Here is a 16,521-nt window from a genome sequence, read left to right as displayed (position 1 = left end):
CACGGAGTGTAACGGCATTCATCGCGATGTCCTGCTGCTCAAGTCAGTACACGTCGCGCAGATAACGCCTGTCGCGCGCGAGCGAGGACACATACTCCGCCGCCCGCTCGTCCGTGAGTCCGCCGTGCCGCGCGACGATCTCGCGCAACGCGGCATCGACGTCCTTCGCCATGCGGCTCGCGTCGCCGCAGACGTAGAAGTTCGCGCCGTCCTGCAGCCACGACCAGAGCTCGGCGCCTTGCTCGCGCATGCGGTCCTGCACGTAGATCTTGTCGCCCTGGTCGCGCGAGAACGCCGTGTCGAAACGGTTCAGCAGGCCCGACCGGCTCATGCCTTCGAGTTCCTCGCGATAGTAGAAGTCGGTGGCCGCATGCTGCTCGCCGAAAAACAGCCAGTTGCGCCCCGTGTCGCCGCGCGCGTGACGCTCGTGCAGGAAGCCGCGAAACGGCGCGACGCCGGTGCCGGGACCGACCATGATCATCGGCGTGTCGCCCTGACGCGGCGGACGGAAATGCGCGCTCTTCTGTACGAACAGCGGCACGTCGGCGTCGTGGGCGCGATCGGCGAGGAAAGTGGATGACACGCCCTTGCGCTTGCGACGGCCATTGTCATAGCGCACCGCCGACACGGTCAGATGCACCTCGCCCGCATGCGCTTTCGGGCTCGACGAAATCGAGTACAGACGCGGCTGCATGCGCTTGAGCACGCCGAGCAATTCATCCGCCGACAGCGAAGCAGGATGCTCGTGCAGCACATCGGCGAGTTGCTGGCCCCACAGCCAGGACTTGAGTTCGTTCTTGCGTTCGTCGCCGAGCAGTTGCCGCAGCGCGGGGCCGGGCGTGCGCGCCGCGATCAGCTTCAGCGCCTCCGGACTCGGGCGGGCGATCTCGTAGTGCGTGGCCAGTGCATCGGCGAGCCGCATTTCGCCTGAGCCCGCGACGTGCACGGGCGCATCGGCGTGGAGCTTCGTCAGGCCAAGCACTTCGCCGACGAGTTCGGGACAGTTGGTCGGCCATACGCCCAGCGCGTCGCCGGCTTCGTAGTCGAGGCCGGAGCCTGCCGTCGAGAACGCGAAGGAGCGCGTGTCCTTGGCCGCGCCCGGATGGTTCAGGCGCACGTTGCGCAGCAGCCGCGACGGCGCCGGACGCGCCTTGCTCGCGACGCCCGGTCCCAGCACGTCGGGAATCGCGCCCTGTGCGGGCACCGCGTGCAGCGCCGCGTCGTCGTCCTTGATGCGGGCGATGATCCGCGCGAGCCAGCCATCGGCGGTTGCCTGGAAGTCCGTGTCGCAATCGGTTCGCGCCAGCAGGCGCTCGCCGCCCAGTTCCGCGAGACGCGCATCGAGATTGCGGCCGTGGCCGCAGAACGCGTCATAGCTCGTATCGCCGAAAGCCAGCACCGCGTAATGCAGTGATTCGAGGCGCGGGGCATCGGCGGCCTTGAGCGCGGACCAGAAATCCTGACCGTTGTCGGGTGCATCGCCATCGCCGAACGTGCTGGTCATCAGCAGCACATAGTGCGACTTGGCGAGACTCGCGACGGCGCAGTCGGACATGCAGGCGGTGCGGATCTCGAAGCCGGATTCCATCAATTGCGTAGCGTAGGACTCGACCAGCGATTCGACATTGCCCGTCTGCGACGCCCACAGCAACGCGACCTTGGGCCGCGTATGCGCGATCTGCACTTCAGGCTCGGGCGCGTCGGTGTGGCTTACCAAGGGCGGCGCTTCGCCACGGCTGAACAATCCGGCAAGCAGTCCATCGACCCAGACGCGCGTCGCGGCGCTGAACGGCGCGTTGGCGGGCAACACGGGCACGCCGCGCGCTTCACTTCCGCCTGAACGCAATCCGCTGACGAAGCCCGCCAGATACAGCCGGTCGGTATCGCTCAACGCGGGCGCGGCGACTTCGCCGAGTCCGAGAAGCGAGGAAAGGGCGTCGAGGCGGGACATGGCGGTTTCCTGCTGCGGGGTTTGGGAATTGAAGTCGGCTTCTGCTTCGACGCGGCTCAGCGCCACGGCGCAGAACTTGAGTTCCGGTTGCTGCGAGAGCGGATCGACGGCGTCGCTCGTGACCGCGTTGATGCACAGGTCGTCGCCGAACATGTCGTTCCAGTGCATCGGCGCGAAGCAGTTGCCGGGACGCACGCGCTCGGTCACGACGGCGGGCAGCACCGCACGGCCACGCCGCGAGCGGATCTCGACGCGATCCTTCTGCGTCACGCCGAGCGCCGCCGCATCGTCCGGATGCAGTTCGACGAACGGTGCCGGGTTCAGCTTGTTCAGCATCGCGACCTTGCCGGTCTTGGTCATCGTGTGCCATTGATGCTGCAGGCGGCCCGTATTGAGCACGACCGGAAAGTCCGCGTCCGGCAGTTCCTTCGGATCGACATGCGGACGCGCGAAGAACACGCCCTTGCCGTGCGGCGTCGCGAATCTGAGGCGCGAGGCATCGGCGGTGAGATAACGGATCGGATTGCGCTCGCGCCCGCTCTCCGGCGCACAAGGCCATTGCAACGGCGTCTCGCGCAGCCGCGCGTGGCTGGCGCCGCGCAGGTCATAACCGGTCTGCGGATTGGCGAAGCGCGTGATTTCATCGAAGACTTCGGCGGCGCTCGCATAGCTGAAGGCGTCGGCGAAGCCCATCGCGCACGCGACACGCGCAATGATCTGCCAGTCCGGCAGCGCGTCGCCCGGCGGCTCGACAGCCTTCTGCGTGAGCGTCATGTTGCGCTCTGAGTTGATCATCACGCCTTCCGCCTCGGCCCACAGTGCGCCGGGCAGGAGGACGTCGGCGTAACGGTTGGTCTCGGTGTCGAGGAAGGCGTCCTGCGTGATGACGAGCTCCGCCGCCTGCAAGCCTTCCACGACCGTCGCGCGGTTCGCGACGCTCGCCACCGGATTCGTGCAGATGATCCAGCACGCCTTGATGTCGCCGGTCTTCATGCGCGCGAACATGTCGATGGTGCCGCCGCCCACCTCGGTGCGCAGCGTGCCCGGCGGCAGCTTCCACACGTCTTCGACGAACGCGCGGTCTGCCTCCGCCAGCACCGAACGCTGGCCGGGCAAGCCGGGGCCCATGTAGCCCATCTCGCGCCCGCCCATTGCGTTGGGTTGCCCGGTCAGCGAGAACGGGCCGCTGCCTGGCCGGCAGATCTTGCCCGTCGCGAGATGCAGGTTGCAGATGGCGTTCGTGTTCCAGGTGCCGTGCGTGCTCTGGTTGAGGCCCATGGTCCAGCAGCTCATCCATTCGGGCGCTTCGCCGATCCACTGCGCCGCCTGACGCAGATCGCTTTCCGCGATGCCGGTCAGCGCGGCGACTTTTTCCGGCGTGTAATCGGCGAGGAACGCGGGCATCTCGTCCCAGCCCTGCGTGTGTGCGGCGATGAACGCGGCGTCCGTGTGACCGTTCGCGTGCAGCAGATACAGCAGGCCGTTGAGCAGCGCCAGATCGGTGCCGGGGCGGATCTGCATGAAGAGATCGGCTTTGTCGGCGGTGGCGTTGCGGCGCGGATCGACGACGATCAGCTTCGCGCCCGCCTTCACGCGATCCATCATGCGCAGGAACAGGATCGGATGACAGTCGGCCATGTTCGCGCCGGTCACGAAGAACAGGTTCGCGCGGTCGAAGTCCTCGTAGGAGCCGGGCGGACCGTCCGCGCCCAGCGACAGCTTGTAGCCGCTCCCCGCGCTCGCCATGCACAGCCGCGAATTCGACTCGATGTTGTTCGTGCCGATGAAGCCCTTCGCGAGCTTGTTGACCAGATACTGCGCCTCGATCGACATCTGGCCGGAGACGTAGAACGACAGCGCATCGGGACCGTGCGTGTCGAGGATCGCGCGCAGGCGGCGGGCGGTGTCGTCGAGTGCGCGTTCGAGCGGCATCGGCGTGGGATCGGCATGGCGCGCGTGCCGCACGAAGGCCTTCTCCAGCCGGCCCGACTTGCGCAGCGCTACGTGCGCCGACGAACCCTTGGTGCAAAGCCGCCCGTAGTTGCTCGGATGATCCTTGTTGCCGGAAATCTTGATGACCTGCTCGTTCTCGACGTGCAGCGTCATCCCGCAGCCCACGCCGCAGTAAGGACACACCGTATCGACCGTTCTTGCCGTCATCGTTCGGGTCTTCAAAAACAAAAAGGCGTCCTCCGGAAGCTGTCGGAGACAGAATCCGTGGACGCCGTTGTCGGGGTCGCGCAGCGCGCGAGCGGTCAAGCCATCGAGCCCCGGCTCGCCATTGAACCGGAGGCTTCTTTCAAGGCAACTTCCGGGCCATGCGGGCCTGACGTGCCGGGAGCGTTGTGTGGCGGGGCTTTGAGGGGTTTTTGCGGACATGACCGCAAGGCGCGGCATGGTGCAACGCAGCACCATCGGCGTGCATCGACCCTGCACCGTGCCCTCCGATAGTTCCGGTTAGCATGAGCCAGCACTCACCCTCAACCCAGCCGGAGCGAAGCATGGCCTACCGCACCTATCACAAGCGCACGATCGGCGACCGCGAACTGCATCCCGAAACCCAGATGATGTCGTACGGCTACGATCCGTTCTTGTCGGAAGGATCGGTCAAGCCGCCCGTGTTCCTGACCTCGACCTTCGCGTTCCGCACGGCCGAGGACGGCGCCGAGTTCTTCGACATGGTCGCGGGCCGCAAGCCGCTGCCCGAAGGCGAAAGCGCCGGGCTGGTCTACAGCCGCTTCAATCATCCGAATCTGGAGATCATCGAGGACCGTCTCGCCCTGCTTGACGGTTCCGAGGCCGCGCTCGCGACCTCGAGCGGCATGGCGGCCATCGCGGCCGTCCTGCTGGCCTTCCTGCGTCCCGGCGACTGCGTGGTGCAGTCCGTGCCGCTGTATGGCGGCACGGAAACGCTGATGTCGAAGTTCCTGCCCGAATGGGGCGTGCGTTCGCATCCGATCGCGGACGGCCTCTCGCCCGATTCGCTGCGCGCGGCGCTGGACGCCGCTGCGCAAACCGGCAAGGTCGCGATGTGCTACGTCGAAACACCGGCCAATCCCACCGACGCGCTGTTCGACCTCGACGCGCTGCGCCGCGAACTCGACGGCTTCGCGGACCGTCACGGCTACCGTCCGCTTTCGGTGTGCGACAACACGCTGCTCGGGCCGCTGTTCCAGAAGCCGGCGCAGCATGGCGTCGATCTGTGCGTGTATTCGCTGACCAAGTACATCGGCGGACACAGCGATCTGGTGGCGGGCGGCATCACCGGTCCGGCGGGGCTCATCAAGACCTTGCGCGCGATCCGCGGCACGCTCGGCTCGCAACTCGACCCGCATTCGTGCTGGATGATTGCGCGTTCGATGGAAACGCTCGTGCTGCGCATGGAACGCGCCGCGCGCAGCGGCACGGCGGTCGCGCGCTGGCTCGCGGACAATCCGTTCAGGCCGGTGAAGGTGCTGCATCCGGAACTGATCGAAGACGCCGCGTATCAGGCCGTGTACCGGCGCCAGTGCAGCGGGCCCGGCTCGACCTTCGCGTTCGTGCTCGACGGCGGCCGCGAGCAGGCGTTCCGGCTCATCAACGGGCTGTCGCTGTTCCGGTCGGCGGTGAGTCTCGGCGGCACGGAATCGCTGGTCTGCCATCCGGCGTCCACGACGCATTCAGGCGTGCCGGCGGACGTGCGCGCGGCGGCGGGTGTGTCGGAAGGATTGATCCGGTTGTCGGTCGGGCTCGAACATCCCGACGATCTGATCGCGGACTTGTCGAACGCGTTGCAGCACTGCTGAAGGCAAGCAAAAGGGTCAGGCGGTCAGCTTGTTGCGCCCCGTCAGCTTTGCGCGATACAACGCGCCGTCGGCACGATGCAGCGCCGCCTGATAACCGGCCTCGCCGGCGACGATCTGCGAAACGCCGATGCTCGTCGTCCATTCCGGCATGCCTTGGGTGACCTTGCGGCACGCCTCGTGAATCTGGCTCGCGCAGGCCTGCGCATCCGGCGCGCGCGAGGCCGGCAGGATGGCGACGAACTCGTCGCCGCCCAGCCGCCCGAATGCGCCGCCCAGCGAAGCCACCTCGGCGCCCGCCAGCCGCGCGAGTTCGATCAGCACGGTATCGCCGGCAAGATGCCCGTGGCGGTCGTTGATCTGCTTGAAGTGATCCAGGTCGATGGCGAGCACCGTCGCGCCCGCCGACGCCAGCCGCCCTGCCTGCCGGTCGAAACCCGCGCGGTTCCAGGCGCCCGTCAGCGGATCGCGCAGCGCGGCGTCGCGCAGCCGCTGCTGCGCGCGTTCGGCGGGGATCGCGAGCAGTCCGAGATTGAGCACGCCGAGCAACAGCTGGTCGGAGAGCATCGGGATCAGCGCGAGATAGTTGATGCGCGGGGTCATCGAAAAAATTGCCGCGAGCACGACCGCATAGCCCGGCAGATAACCCAGGATGGCCAGCCCCGCGATGCGCCGCGCGCGGCTTGTCTCACGCCGTCCGCTTGCGAACAGGATGCCGCCCGCCAGACCCGCCGAAACGGCAATGGCGACCGTGTCGCCCGCCTGCGTCCATGCGCTGGTATCGGGGCCATGTCCGGCGATGAGCGCCGGCAGCATGTGGACCACGACGCAGCCCGCGACCGGCGCGAGCATCCAGAGACGAAACGGCGGCTTGCCGTCGAAGGCGCGCAGGCCCGAGAGGATCAGCATGTTGGTCGCGGCGAGCGCGCCCATCAGCAGGCTGGTGACGAACGGCTGGCCACGCGCGGCCTCGAAGCCGATCAGCGAGGCCGCGTACAGGAACGCGCTCGACGACCAGTGCGCGAAGTAAGCTTCGCGGCGGCCGCCAAAACGGAACAGGGAGAAGACCAGCCCGAACGCGATGCTCGTGAGCACGCTGCACAGGCGGAGTGTTTCGGTATCGGGTGTGTGGAACATGGGGAAGCCCGCTATGCGCGTGCGGGAAACTCGACCGTCGGCGACGGCGTGCCGCTTCGTCACGACGCCAACGCGTCGGGAATCGCGGCATACAGGCGCATCTGCAATTAACGGCCGCTATCATACCTGCGCGCCCTTGCCAGCGGCGAAGATGGCCAGTGCGGCGGCATGCACCTTGCTCGCGCATTGGAGGTTGCCGCATACAGCGGTCACGACCCAAGGAGCCGCAATGAAACTCTATCTCGCGCCCGGCGCGTGCAGTCTCGCCGATCACATCGCACTGCACGAAGCGGGCATCGACTTCGACCGTGTGAAGGTCGATCTCAAGACCAAGAAGACCGAAGACGGCCAGTCCTTCGACGACATCAATCCCAAGAGCTACGTGCCCGTCCTCGAATTCGACGATGGCCGGCGTCTCACCGAGAACATCGCCATTCTTGCGTGGGTGGCGCAGCGCGCGCCGCAACTCGCGCCGTCGGGTGAGGACGGTCAATTGCGTCTGCTGGAAACGCTCGCGTTCATCTCCACCGAGATTCACAAGCAGTTTGGCCGCGTGTTCAAGGCGTCGTCGGATGCGGAGGCGGCGGCGGGACGCGAGAAGATCGGCCAGCGCTTCGAACTCGTCGCGAAGATGATGAAGGGTGACTACCTGTTCGGCGATCAGGCGAGCGTCGCGGATGCTTATCTTTTCACCATGCTGACATGGGCGAAGAAAGTGGGCATCGATGCACCCGCGCCGTTGCAAGCCTTCTATGAGCGCATGCGCCAACGCCCGGCTGTGAAGCTGGCATTCGAGCATGAAGGTCTCGAATAAGCGAAGCGGAACGCGGCTTGCGCGTGGATGGGGACCGCGCCTCGCCCATCGGCGGGCGTCCCGATCCAACGGAGACCAGTCATGCACGCAAGCAGAACACTCGCGCTGTCCCTTCTGATGCTGGGTCTTGCAGGCACAGCCTGCGCCGCCGACCAGACCCAGCCCGGCGCGAGTCACGGACCATCGAACGGACAAAGCGCCGCAAGCAAGCATCCGAGCGCGCCTGCGGACGATGCGGTGGGTGCTGGCCAGACGGGCATCGGCGGGACGGCCAACGGTACGAACGCCGCCGGCAAGGGCACGACGCCAGGCTCCGGCGGCATGCAGCCGCGTCTGAACGGCGGCAATGCAAACGGCTCCGGCGGCTCGACCAGCCCGGCGACCGGCAACGCCGGCGCGCAAGGCATGTAGGGCGGCAGCGCTTCAGGTGGAGTTCAGGTGGAGGTTTCGGGCGGGACGAACCAGGCATCGTCGGCGCGGAGTTCGAGGGAACACGCGCCGGGTTCCGTTTGCCCACTGCCGGAGCGCGAGAAGGCCTGTCGCAAGCCCTCTGCCACGCGGCCCTGAATGATCTTGCGCCGGCCAATGTCCACTGACGAATAGCGCTCCAGCTGCGCCGTCGTGAAGCGGACCGATGCGCTGCAACGCGAATCGAGCGTCGTGTCACGACCGCTTTCGGTCACCCATGACACGTTGACGACGACTGAATGCTCTTCGTCGAGTGCGCTGACAGCGGGTGTCTTGCGCGATGCGAACGCGCCCGACATCGCAAGCTGAAGTTCTTCGATCAGTTGATCGTAGTCGGTGACTTTCATTGTTTCCCCCTGAAGATGTGTGAATCACGTACGGACAAATGAGCAAGCGGCGAGCCTGTCACGCAGGCGTACGCGGGTCCGGCAATTGCTCTAAAGGATTGATTGCCGGCAACCCAGGAGGCCGCCATGCAGACCCCTTCCAGACCCGAACATGTGAGCGCGGACGAAATGGACGAGCCCAGCGGCACGCCCGCTCAGCAACGTGATCTCGATGCCCGCGAAAAAAGCGGCCATGATGATTCGGAAAACGCGTTGCCCTCATCGCAGGAAAAGAACGCCGTCCCGCCCGATTCAACCCGTTGAACCTTGCACGAAGCTGAATGATGATCGCGTGGCAAGCCTTGCTCGCCGCTGCGCTGATGGGCGCTTTCGTGTGCTATGCGCACTATGAAATCCCGCACTTCACGAGCGGCACTGGCAAACGCCGGATCGCGCATCTTGTGCTGATCGTCGTGGGCATTGCGTTTGGTGCGATGGGCGCGTCAACGCTCGAATTGCCGCTGTCGCGCTGGCTGGTCTTCGTGCTGGGCTTCGGCATCGTGCATGTGCCCGCCGCCGCCATTCTCGCGATCAAACGACGGCGCGGCGCCGGGATGTCATGACAGCACGCTCAACCGCAATCCTCGAGGGAACGCATCATGTCCACCGAAAGCACTATGCGCAACGGCCACACAATCGACATCGACATCGATCGTGATCCGACCGGGCAATACACCTGGTCCTACACGATCGACGCCGACGGCTACACCGAGATGCGCGACCGTCCCGTCGAGACCGCGGAAGCCGCGTTGCATGCAGCCAGGGAGCACGCCAACGCGAAGGCGGACATGCTGCCGGCTGCATAGCCGACCGTTATCTCGAACGCTCTGGCGATCGGATGTCGGAACGGACATGTGTCATGGAGCCATTCGACATCACGGCAGCAGCGTCGACGAGTCGATGTCGTTCAGCTTGACCAGTTCATCGCGACGCGTGTCGCATGCTCCGCGCACGTCCCGGCTGAACCCTATCCATATCGCGAACGCCGCCAGCGAGAAGCTGCCAAGCACGAGAAACGCCACCGAATAGCCATACTGATGCGCGAGCTAGCCGCCGAGCAGCGGACTCAGGCACGCGCCGCCCGCCTGCACCCCTTGCACCGCGCCCTGTCCGAGGTTCACGCGTCCCGTGCCATGCAACAGATGCACGATCAGCGACGGCACCGCGACGCTTTGCAGACCCGCGCCGATTCCATCGAAGACCTGCACCGGCAGGAGGCCCCACAACGGGGGCATCCACGCGGCTGTCATCGCGCGCAACGGCAGCGTCGCGAGCGTGACGAACAGGATCCACCAGAAGCCCCAGCGGCGCGTCAGGCGGCTTGCATAGGCGGCCGCCGCAAGCATCACCACCTGCGAGATCACGATGTTCGCCGCCGTCACCTGACTCGGGTCCGCCACATGCGCCGAGGCCGCCGCGAGACTGTAGAGCGGCAGCATCGCCGAATTGCCGAGGTTGAAGCACGCGAGCGCGATGGCCAGCACCAGCAGCGGACGATTGCGCCACAGCACGGAGAAGCCTTTCGCGCGGATGTCGGAGGCATCGTCGTCATCATGGCGGGCGAGGCCGCGCGCGAAATGCGGGTGCACCGAGCGCCCCGGAATCCAGAACGCGGTGACGATGCACGCCACGCCGAACCCCGCGCTCATCCCGAAGATCCACGGCATGCCCAGCGTCGCGCCGAGCCAGCCCGAGAGCAGCGCCGCCGCGATGTTGCCCGCATGATTCGCGACCTGATTGCGGCCGAACTGGCGATCGAAGTTCTGCCGTCCCACCATGCCGAGCGTGATTCCCACCAGCGCCGGGCCCATGGCCGCGCCGCCGATCGCCGTCGCGATTTGCGAAAGCGTGACGGGCCAGAAGCCCTGCCATATCCAGATAATGAGCGCCGCGACGATGCTGAGACCGCTTGCGAGCGCGACGATCATGCGCCGGTAGGTGCTGGCATCGACCAGCGCGCCCGCCGGCGCCGTGACCAGCATGCCGACGATGCCGCCAATCGTCAGCACCGAACCGATCCGGTCGGGCGTCCAGCCGTGCGCCTGCAGAAAGATGCCGAGAAACGGCCCGACGCCCGCCTGCACGTCCGCCGCGAAGAAACTCAGCGCAAGTAGCGGAACGGTCGGTTTCACCTCGTGCACGCGGCTTTTCTTCACAGCGCAACCTGCACGCCGAGTTCAACCACATCCTCGCTCTTGAGGCCGTAGTATTCGGCGCTCGATGCGGAATGCGCCGACATCGCGCCGAACAGCCGCTCACGCCAGCGCGCCATCTGGCCGTGCGAGCAGCCGGGCACGGCTTCGTCGCGCGGCAGGAAGAACGTGGTGTGCTTCGGATCGAAGCGCCAGTCGCCGAGTTGTCCTTCGAGCGACGCAAGCAGGCGCGGCAGATTGGGCCGCTCGGTGAAACCGTGCCGCGAGATGACTTCATGACAACCTGCCCCAAGATCGCGCACCTCGATGCGCGTCTCTTCATCGATCCGCGGCGCGGATTCCGAGCGGTTCGCGAACACGATCACCGTCCGGTGCAACACGCGGTTGTGGCGCAGGTTGCTCGCCAGCGCGGCAGGCGTTGCGCCGGGCATGCTGCCCGGATAGACGGCCGTGCCGGGCACGCGCGCGGGCGGCTCGGGGTCTTGACATGCATCGCGCAGGAAGTCCGCAAGGGGCGGGGTGTGTGAAGCATGCTGCACTTCGAGCACGCGCCCGCGATGCCACGTCGCCATCGCGACGAACAACACGATGCCCACCGCCACCGGAAACCAGCCGCCGTCCGGGAGCTTGTGGACGTTCGCTGCGACGAGCAGCGCATCAATCGCGAGCAATGGCGCGCTGATCGCAACGATGGCCATCCACGGCCAGCGCCACAGCTTGCGCGAGAGGCTCACCATCTGCATGGAGGTGACGAACATCGTGAGACCGACTGCGATGCCGTAAGCCGAAGTGAGCCGCGCCGAACTGCGGAAAGCCAGCACGAGGAACAGCACGGCGGCGAACAGCACGGCATTGACGGCGGGCACGTACACCTGCCCATGTTGCGACGATGAAGTCTCCACCACACGCAAACGCGGCAGGAAGCCGAGTTCGATGGCCTGGCTCGTCATCGAGAAGGCGCCTGATATGACGGCCTGCGACGCGATCACCGTGGCGAGCATCGCGATCACCACGGTCGGAATGAGCGCCCACGAAGGCGCAGCGAAGAAGAACGGTTGATCGGCCGCGCCGGGCTGATACAGGATGGCGGCGGCCTGCCCGAAGTAGCCGACGATGATCGCCGGGAACACGACGAACAGCCACGCGCGCCGGATCGCGCGCTTGCCGAAGTGGCCGATGTCGGCATAAAGCGCCTCGGCGCCCGTCAACGCGAGGATCACCGCGCCGAGCAAGGTGAACGCAAGCAGCGGACGCATGCGCACGAGGTCCCACGCAAACCACGGTGACAGTGCGCGCAGCACGTCGGGATGCTGCGCGATGCGATATACGCCGACCGCCGCAAGATAGACGAACCATACCGACATCACCGGCGCGAACCATTTCCCCACGGCGGCGGTGCCGCGATGCTGGAACGCGAACAGCGCGATCAGGATGAGCAGCGCGAGCGGCACGACGAACGGCTCGAAGGTTTCGCTTACCTGACGCAAGCCTTCCACGGCGGACAGGACGGACACGGCGGGTGTGATCATCGAATCGCCGTAGAACATGGCGGCGCCGAACAGGCCGGATGTCAACAGCAAACGCGGCACGTGGCGGCCTTCGCGCTCGTAGCCGGAGCGCACGAGCGCAGTCAGCGCGATGATGCCGCCCTCGCCTTCATTGTCGGCGCGCATCACATAGCAGACATACTTGCCCATCACGACGATCACGACGGCCCACACGATCATCGAGAGGATGCCCAGCACCACGCGCGGGTCCAGCGTGCCCGCTTCGCTCACGGCCTGTCGCAATGCATAGATCGGGCTCGTGCCGATATCGCCGAACACCACGCCGAGCGCGCCCGGCACGAGGACCTTCAACGACCGCTGCGACGAACCACGGTCGAGGCGCGTGGCGGCCTGCTCTCCGGCGTGATGCCTGCGGGCATCGTTCGATGTCGATGTCATGCGGCGTGTGCGCTCCGCTGATGCGTGTCGATCGCGTAGCAAGGCACGTTCCCCGTTGAGGGTTTAGTCAATCCGCGTAATCAAAGGTAAGCGTTGCTTACACATACTCACGTCATTCTAGTGAGTCTTTGCGTAAAGTCGCGGACATCGATTCGCAAGGCGCGGAATGTGCTGGATATGCGAAACAAACCGCTTGAGCGAATCGGCAGTTTGCAAACACGGAGAGGAAACCACATGAAAAAAGCTCGAATCGTTGCCGCGCTCGTATGCGCGAGCCTCGGACTCACGACCGGCGCGGCCTTCGCGCAACCCGCGCCCGGCGGTCCGGATCAACATCACGACATGCGTGGCGGCCCTGGTGGTCCCGGTGGTCCCGGCGCGCATCAGGCTCGCGGTCCGCAAGGCGGTCCGGATCATGGTCCCGGCATGAACGGTCATCAACCCGGCGGTCCCGCCGAGCACGCCAACCAGCCGCCGCCGCATTCGGAATGGCGCAAGGGCCAGCGTCTCTCGTCAGAGTATCGCGACCATGAGTACGTCGTCGACGACTGGCACGAACATGGGCTGCGTCAACCGCCGCGCGGGTATCAGTGGGTCGGCGTCGGCGCGGACTATCTGCTGGTCGCGGTGGCATCGGGCGTGATCGCCCAGGTCATGCTCTCGCAGTGAGCCGTGTTGCACGCGTCCGCGATCTTCGCGGACGCGTGCGATAAAAAGCCCGCCACAATGGGCGGGCAAGGATGCGCGCAACGAGAGGGACATTGCACGCCTTCAACACCGTGTGCCGCAATGCGTCAGGTTCGAGGTCGGGTGCCTGTGGCCGAGCGGCCGGTTCCTTCAGCGGTATCCACGACCGGCGCAAGCGGACTTGCAGCCTGTTCGAACACGATACCCATTGCGATGTACTCGGTTTCCGTTGAACCACAGGCTGGACAGATGCCATTGTTCAACGTGTCGTCGGAATAGATGAGCTTGTTGCACGCAGCGCAGCGGATCAGCATCTCGACCCCCAACGATTCCAGTTCAAGGCTACTTCGTTATACGCCATGGCGAAGCCGCTTCCAATTGTTCAATATGCTCGGGTTCCGTTCTTTCTCGACACGTGCCTGAGTTCAGCGCACGAGATTCCATTCGGATTCCGAAGCCCCGGCCGCGAGCGCCGCTTCGTTGAAGGCGGGGAGAACGGGTTCGTCGGGCCGTCCGTGCCAGCGCACATTGAATTTCTCTTCGATCAGACCGTCCGCTGCCTTCACTGATGCAGCCACGCTCGACAAGGTGCAACCCGACACCCTCAACGCTTCAGCAAGCGCTTCACGTGAAAAACTTCCGCGCTGATAGGTGATGTGCAGGTCGGCGTGATTCTCTCGAGAGATGCGTTCTTCGAGCGCCTTGAGAAACCACAGCACGATGATGCCGAGCACGAGACCGGTCACGCCGAATGCCAGCTGGCCGCCGCCGAACAGCAGACCAATCACGGTCACGAACCATAGCGTAGCCGCGGTCGTCACGCCCTTGACGAGCCCGTCCTTGCGCATGATCGCGCCTGCGCCGATGAACCCGACGCCGGAGAGAATCCCGAGCGGCAGGCGCATCAGGTCGAGCACCGCGAACGATTCCGGCGTCTTGCCGGCCTGAAGCAGGAGCGCGTTGACCTGCAGCATCGCGAGACAGGCGGCAAGACAGACGAGCAGCGTGGTGCGCAAGCCGGCCGCCTTGCCCGACTCACCGCGATTCAAGCCGATCAGGATGCCGGCGAGCACCGCGAGCGACAGGCGCACGCACACGTCGGTCCAGTGCATTGTCAGTGGCATGAGCGCCATATCGCCTGTTCCTTTAGATGGTTATTGGCAAGGCCTCCCGGCGAAAGAAGGCGCTGCGCGCCATTGATCTCGTGGTTGTCGAGCAATCGTCGAGCCCGTATGGGCGCGGACGCTGCACATCGCAGGCGTTCCGTGGTCTTTCCGCGATCGAACAAGCTGCCGGCCGAAGCGCCGTCGGCATGCGGCTTGCGCTGCACGGCTTGTCTGCGGTTCAGTATCCCGCGCTTGATTCACGAGTTTCCGGAGGGCTTCCCATGACCACCACCGTCGGCGATTTTCTGATCGACCGCCTGCATGCCTGGGGCGTGCGCCGTATTTATGGCTATCCCGGCGACGGCATCAACGGCGTGTTCGGCGCTCTCAATCGCTCGAAGGGCAAGATCGAATTCATCCAGGCGCGACATGAGGAAATGGCGGCCTTCATGGCGTCGGCGCATGCCAAGTTCACCGGCGAACTGGGCGTGTGCATCGCCACGTCAGGCCCGGGCGCGGCGCATCTCATCACCGGTCTTTACGATGCCCGCCTCGATCACATGCCCGTGCTCGCGATTGCCGGCCAACAGGCGCGCGCCGCGCTCGGCGGCCATTATCAGCAGGAAGTCGATCTCCCCGCGATGTTCAAGGACGTCGCCGGCGCATTCGTGCAGCAGGCAAGCGTTCCCTCGCAGATCCGGCACCTCGTGGATCGCGCGGTGCGCATCGCGCTTTCCGAGCGCAAGGTGACCGCGCTCATCCTGCCCAACGACCTTCAGGACCTCGACTACGAGCCGCCCGGCCGCAAGCACGGCACGCTGCATTCGGGCGTGGGCTATCGCGCGCCGAAGACCGTGCCCTATGACGAGGATTTGAAGCGCGCAGCCGACGTCCTCAACGCAGGCAGGAAGGTCGCAATCCTCGTCGGCGCGGGCGCGCTGAATGCCACCGACGAAGTCATCGCGGTGGCGGACAAGCTCGGCGCGGGCGTCGCAAAGGCCTTGCTCGGCAAGGCCGCGCTGCCCGATGACCTGCCCTTCGTGACGGGCTCCATCGGCCTGCTCGGTACCGAGCCGAGCTACAAGATGATGATGGAATGCGACACGCTGCTGATGATCGGTTCAGGCTTTCCGTATGCGGAGTTCCTGCCGAAGGAAGGCGCGGCGCGCGGCGTGCAGATCGACCTGAAGGCGGACATGCTGAGCATCCGCTATCCGATGGAAGTGAACCTCGTCGGCGACAGCGCCGAGACGCTGCGTGCTCTGCTTCCGCTGTTGGAGCAGAAAACCGAACGCGCTTGGCGCGAGGACATCGAAGGCTGGGTGGCGAGCTGGTGGAAGACGCTGGAGAAGCGCGCGATCGAACCGGCGCAGAGCGGCGTGAATCCGCAGCGCACCGTGTGGGAGCTGTCGCCGCGCGTGCCGGCGAACGCGATTGTCACCAGCGATTCAGGCTCGGTTGCGAACTGGTATGCGCGCGACCTGAAGGTAAAGCGCGGCATGCTGTGCTCGCTGTCGGGCGGACTCGCTTCGATGGGCGCGGCCGTGCCCTATGCGATCGCCGCGAAGTTCGCGTATCCGGAGCGGCCCGTGATCGCGCTCGTCGGCGACGGCGCGATGCAGATGAACAACATGGCCGAACTCATCACGGTGGCGAAGTACTGGAAGCAATGGCGCGATCCGCGCTGGATCTGCATGGTCCTCAACAACGAGGATCTGAACCAGGTGACGTGGGAACAGCGCGTGATGGAAGGCGATCCGAAGTTCGAGGCGTCGCAGGACATTCCTTCGGTGCCTTATCACAAGTTCGCGGAGCTGATCGGCCTGAAGGGCATCTATGTCGATGACGCCGAGCGCATGGCGGCCGTATGGGACGAAGCGTTGGCCGCGGATCGACCGGTGGTGATCGAGGTGAAGGCCGACCCGAACGTGCCGCCGCTGCCGCCGCACATCACGGTGCAGCAGGCGAAGGCGTTCGCGACCACGCTGATGAAGGGCGATCCGAGCCAGGCCAACGTGATCGTCGATACGGCGAAGCAGGTGCTTGGAGCGGTGTTGCCGGGGCATAAGGGCAAGTGATCCAAATGAGCGA

The 16,521-nt window shown here is 65.5% G+C and carries 15 protein-coding genes; 8 read left to right on the top strand and 7 right to left on the bottom strand.

The window, feature by feature from the left end:
* Positions 1-43: 43 nt before the first annotated feature.
* Positions 44-4,111 carry a bifunctional nitrate reductase/sulfite reductase flavoprotein subunit alpha gene (locus QCE88_RS16340; protein ID WP_309903945.1) on the bottom strand — a complete coding sequence of 1,356 codons (4,068 nt, stop codon included), beginning with the start codon at positions 4,109-4,111 and terminating at the stop codon, positions 44-46.
* A 341-nt stretch (positions 4,112-4,452) separates the two neighbouring features.
* On the opposite strand from QCE88_RS16340, the gene QCE88_RS16335 reads away from it, so the two are divergent.
* Positions 4,453-5,736 (top strand): cystathionine gamma-synthase family protein, encoded by a 1,284-nt coding sequence (locus tag QCE88_RS16335; RefSeq protein WP_309903943.1) that lies wholly within the window; start codon positions 4,453-4,455, stop codon positions 5,734-5,736.
* A 15-nt stretch (positions 5,737-5,751) separates the two neighbouring features.
* Here the strand turns inward: QCE88_RS16335 and QCE88_RS16330 are convergent, their stop codons facing one another.
* Entirely contained in the window at positions 5,752-6,870 is a 1,119-nt protein-coding gene (locus QCE88_RS16330; RefSeq protein WP_309903941.1) for a GGDEF domain-containing protein, read from the bottom strand.
* A 229-nt stretch (positions 6,871-7,099) separates the two neighbouring features.
* On the opposite strand from QCE88_RS16330, the gene QCE88_RS16325 reads away from it, so the two are divergent.
* Both QCE88_RS16325 and QCE88_RS16320 read left to right on the top strand, forming a co-directional pair.
* On the top strand, positions 7,100-7,684 hold the full coding sequence (locus QCE88_RS16325; RefSeq protein WP_309903939.1) for a glutathione binding-like protein: 585 nt from the start codon (positions 7,100-7,102) through the stop codon (positions 7,682-7,684).
* 81 nt (positions 7,685-7,765) lie between these two features.
* Positions 7,766-8,095 carry a hypothetical protein gene (locus QCE88_RS16320; RefSeq protein ID WP_309903937.1) on the top strand — a complete coding sequence of 110 codons (330 nt, stop codon included), beginning with the start codon at positions 7,766-7,768 and terminating at the stop codon, positions 8,093-8,095.
* Positions 8,096-8,118: 23 nt separating this feature from the next.
* Here QCE88_RS16320 and QCE88_RS16315 read toward each other — a convergent pair whose 3' ends face one another.
* On the bottom strand, positions 8,119-8,499 hold the full coding sequence (locus tag QCE88_RS16315) for a hypothetical protein (RefSeq protein WP_309903934.1): 381 nt from the start codon (positions 8,497-8,499) through the stop codon (positions 8,119-8,121).
* Positions 8,500-8,625: 126 nt separating this feature from the next.
* Between QCE88_RS16315 and QCE88_RS16310 the strand changes: the two genes are divergently transcribed.
* The 3 genes from QCE88_RS16310 to QCE88_RS16300 are packed head-to-tail and all read left to right on the top strand — an operon-like array spanning position 8,626 to position 9,344.
* The gene (locus tag QCE88_RS16310; RefSeq protein ID WP_309903933.1) at positions 8,626-8,802 is read left to right on the top strand and encodes a hypothetical protein; all 177 of its coding nucleotides are present in this window, start codon (positions 8,626-8,628) and stop codon (positions 8,800-8,802) included.
* A gap of 17 nt (positions 8,803-8,819) precedes the next feature.
* A complete protein-coding gene (locus QCE88_RS16305) occupies positions 8,820-9,101 on the top strand; it encodes a hypothetical protein (RefSeq protein WP_309903930.1) in 282 nt (93 codons plus the stop codon).
* Positions 9,102-9,137: 36 nt separating this feature from the next.
* Positions 9,138-9,344, top strand: a complete 207-nt coding sequence (locus tag QCE88_RS16300; protein WP_309903928.1) for a hypothetical protein — start codon at positions 9,138-9,140, stop codon at positions 9,342-9,344.
* 69 nt (positions 9,345-9,413) lie between these two features.
* On the opposite strand, the gene QCE88_RS16295 is transcribed toward QCE88_RS16300, so the two are convergent.
* Genes QCE88_RS16295 through QCE88_RS16285 form a run of 3 tightly spaced genes read right to left on the bottom strand, consistent with a single transcriptional unit; the run spans position 9,414 to position 12,637 of the window.
* On the bottom strand, positions 9,414-9,560 hold the full coding sequence (locus tag QCE88_RS16295; RefSeq protein WP_309903926.1) for a hypothetical protein: 147 nt from the start codon (positions 9,558-9,560) through the stop codon (positions 9,414-9,416).
* A gap of 24 nt (positions 9,561-9,584) precedes the next feature.
* A complete protein-coding gene (locus tag QCE88_RS16290) occupies positions 9,585-10,679 on the bottom strand; it encodes an MFS transporter (RefSeq protein ID WP_309903924.1) in 1,095 nt (364 codons plus the stop codon).
* An 11-nt stretch (positions 10,680-10,690) separates the two neighbouring features.
* Positions 10,691-12,637: a KUP/HAK/KT family potassium transporter gene (locus tag QCE88_RS16285; RefSeq protein WP_309903922.1), complete on the bottom strand. Its 1,947-nt coding sequence runs from the start codon at positions 12,635-12,637 to the stop codon at positions 10,691-10,693.
* A gap of 234 nt (positions 12,638-12,871) precedes the next feature.
* Here QCE88_RS16285 and QCE88_RS16280 point away from each other — a divergent pair, with 234 nt between their 5' ends.
* The gene (locus tag QCE88_RS16280) at positions 12,872-13,306 is read left to right on the top strand and encodes an RcnB family protein (protein ID WP_309903920.1); all 435 of its coding nucleotides are present in this window, start codon (positions 12,872-12,874) and stop codon (positions 13,304-13,306) included.
* A 443-nt stretch (positions 13,307-13,749) separates the two neighbouring features.
* On the opposite strand, the gene QCE88_RS16275 is transcribed toward QCE88_RS16280, so the two are convergent.
* Complete coding sequence (locus QCE88_RS16275) at positions 13,750-14,448, bottom strand: MgtC/SapB family protein (protein WP_409018144.1); 699 nt, start codon at positions 14,446-14,448, stop codon at positions 13,750-13,752.
* Between the two features lie 263 nt (positions 14,449-14,711).
* Between QCE88_RS16275 and QCE88_RS16270 the strand changes: the two genes are divergently transcribed.
* Positions 14,712-16,508 carry a thiamine pyrophosphate-requiring protein gene (locus QCE88_RS16270; protein ID WP_309903916.1) on the top strand — a complete coding sequence of 599 codons (1,797 nt, stop codon included), beginning with the start codon at positions 14,712-14,714 and terminating at the stop codon, positions 16,506-16,508.
* Positions 16,509-16,521: the final 13 nt, after the last annotated feature.

This window comes from Caballeronia sp. LZ035 (assembly GCF_031451175.1).
Lineage (GTDB): Bacteria > Pseudomonadota > Gammaproteobacteria > Burkholderiales > Burkholderiaceae > Caballeronia.
The sequence above is the reverse complement of the archived record's forward strand: the minus strand, read 5'-3'. Positions and strand labels throughout refer to the sequence as shown.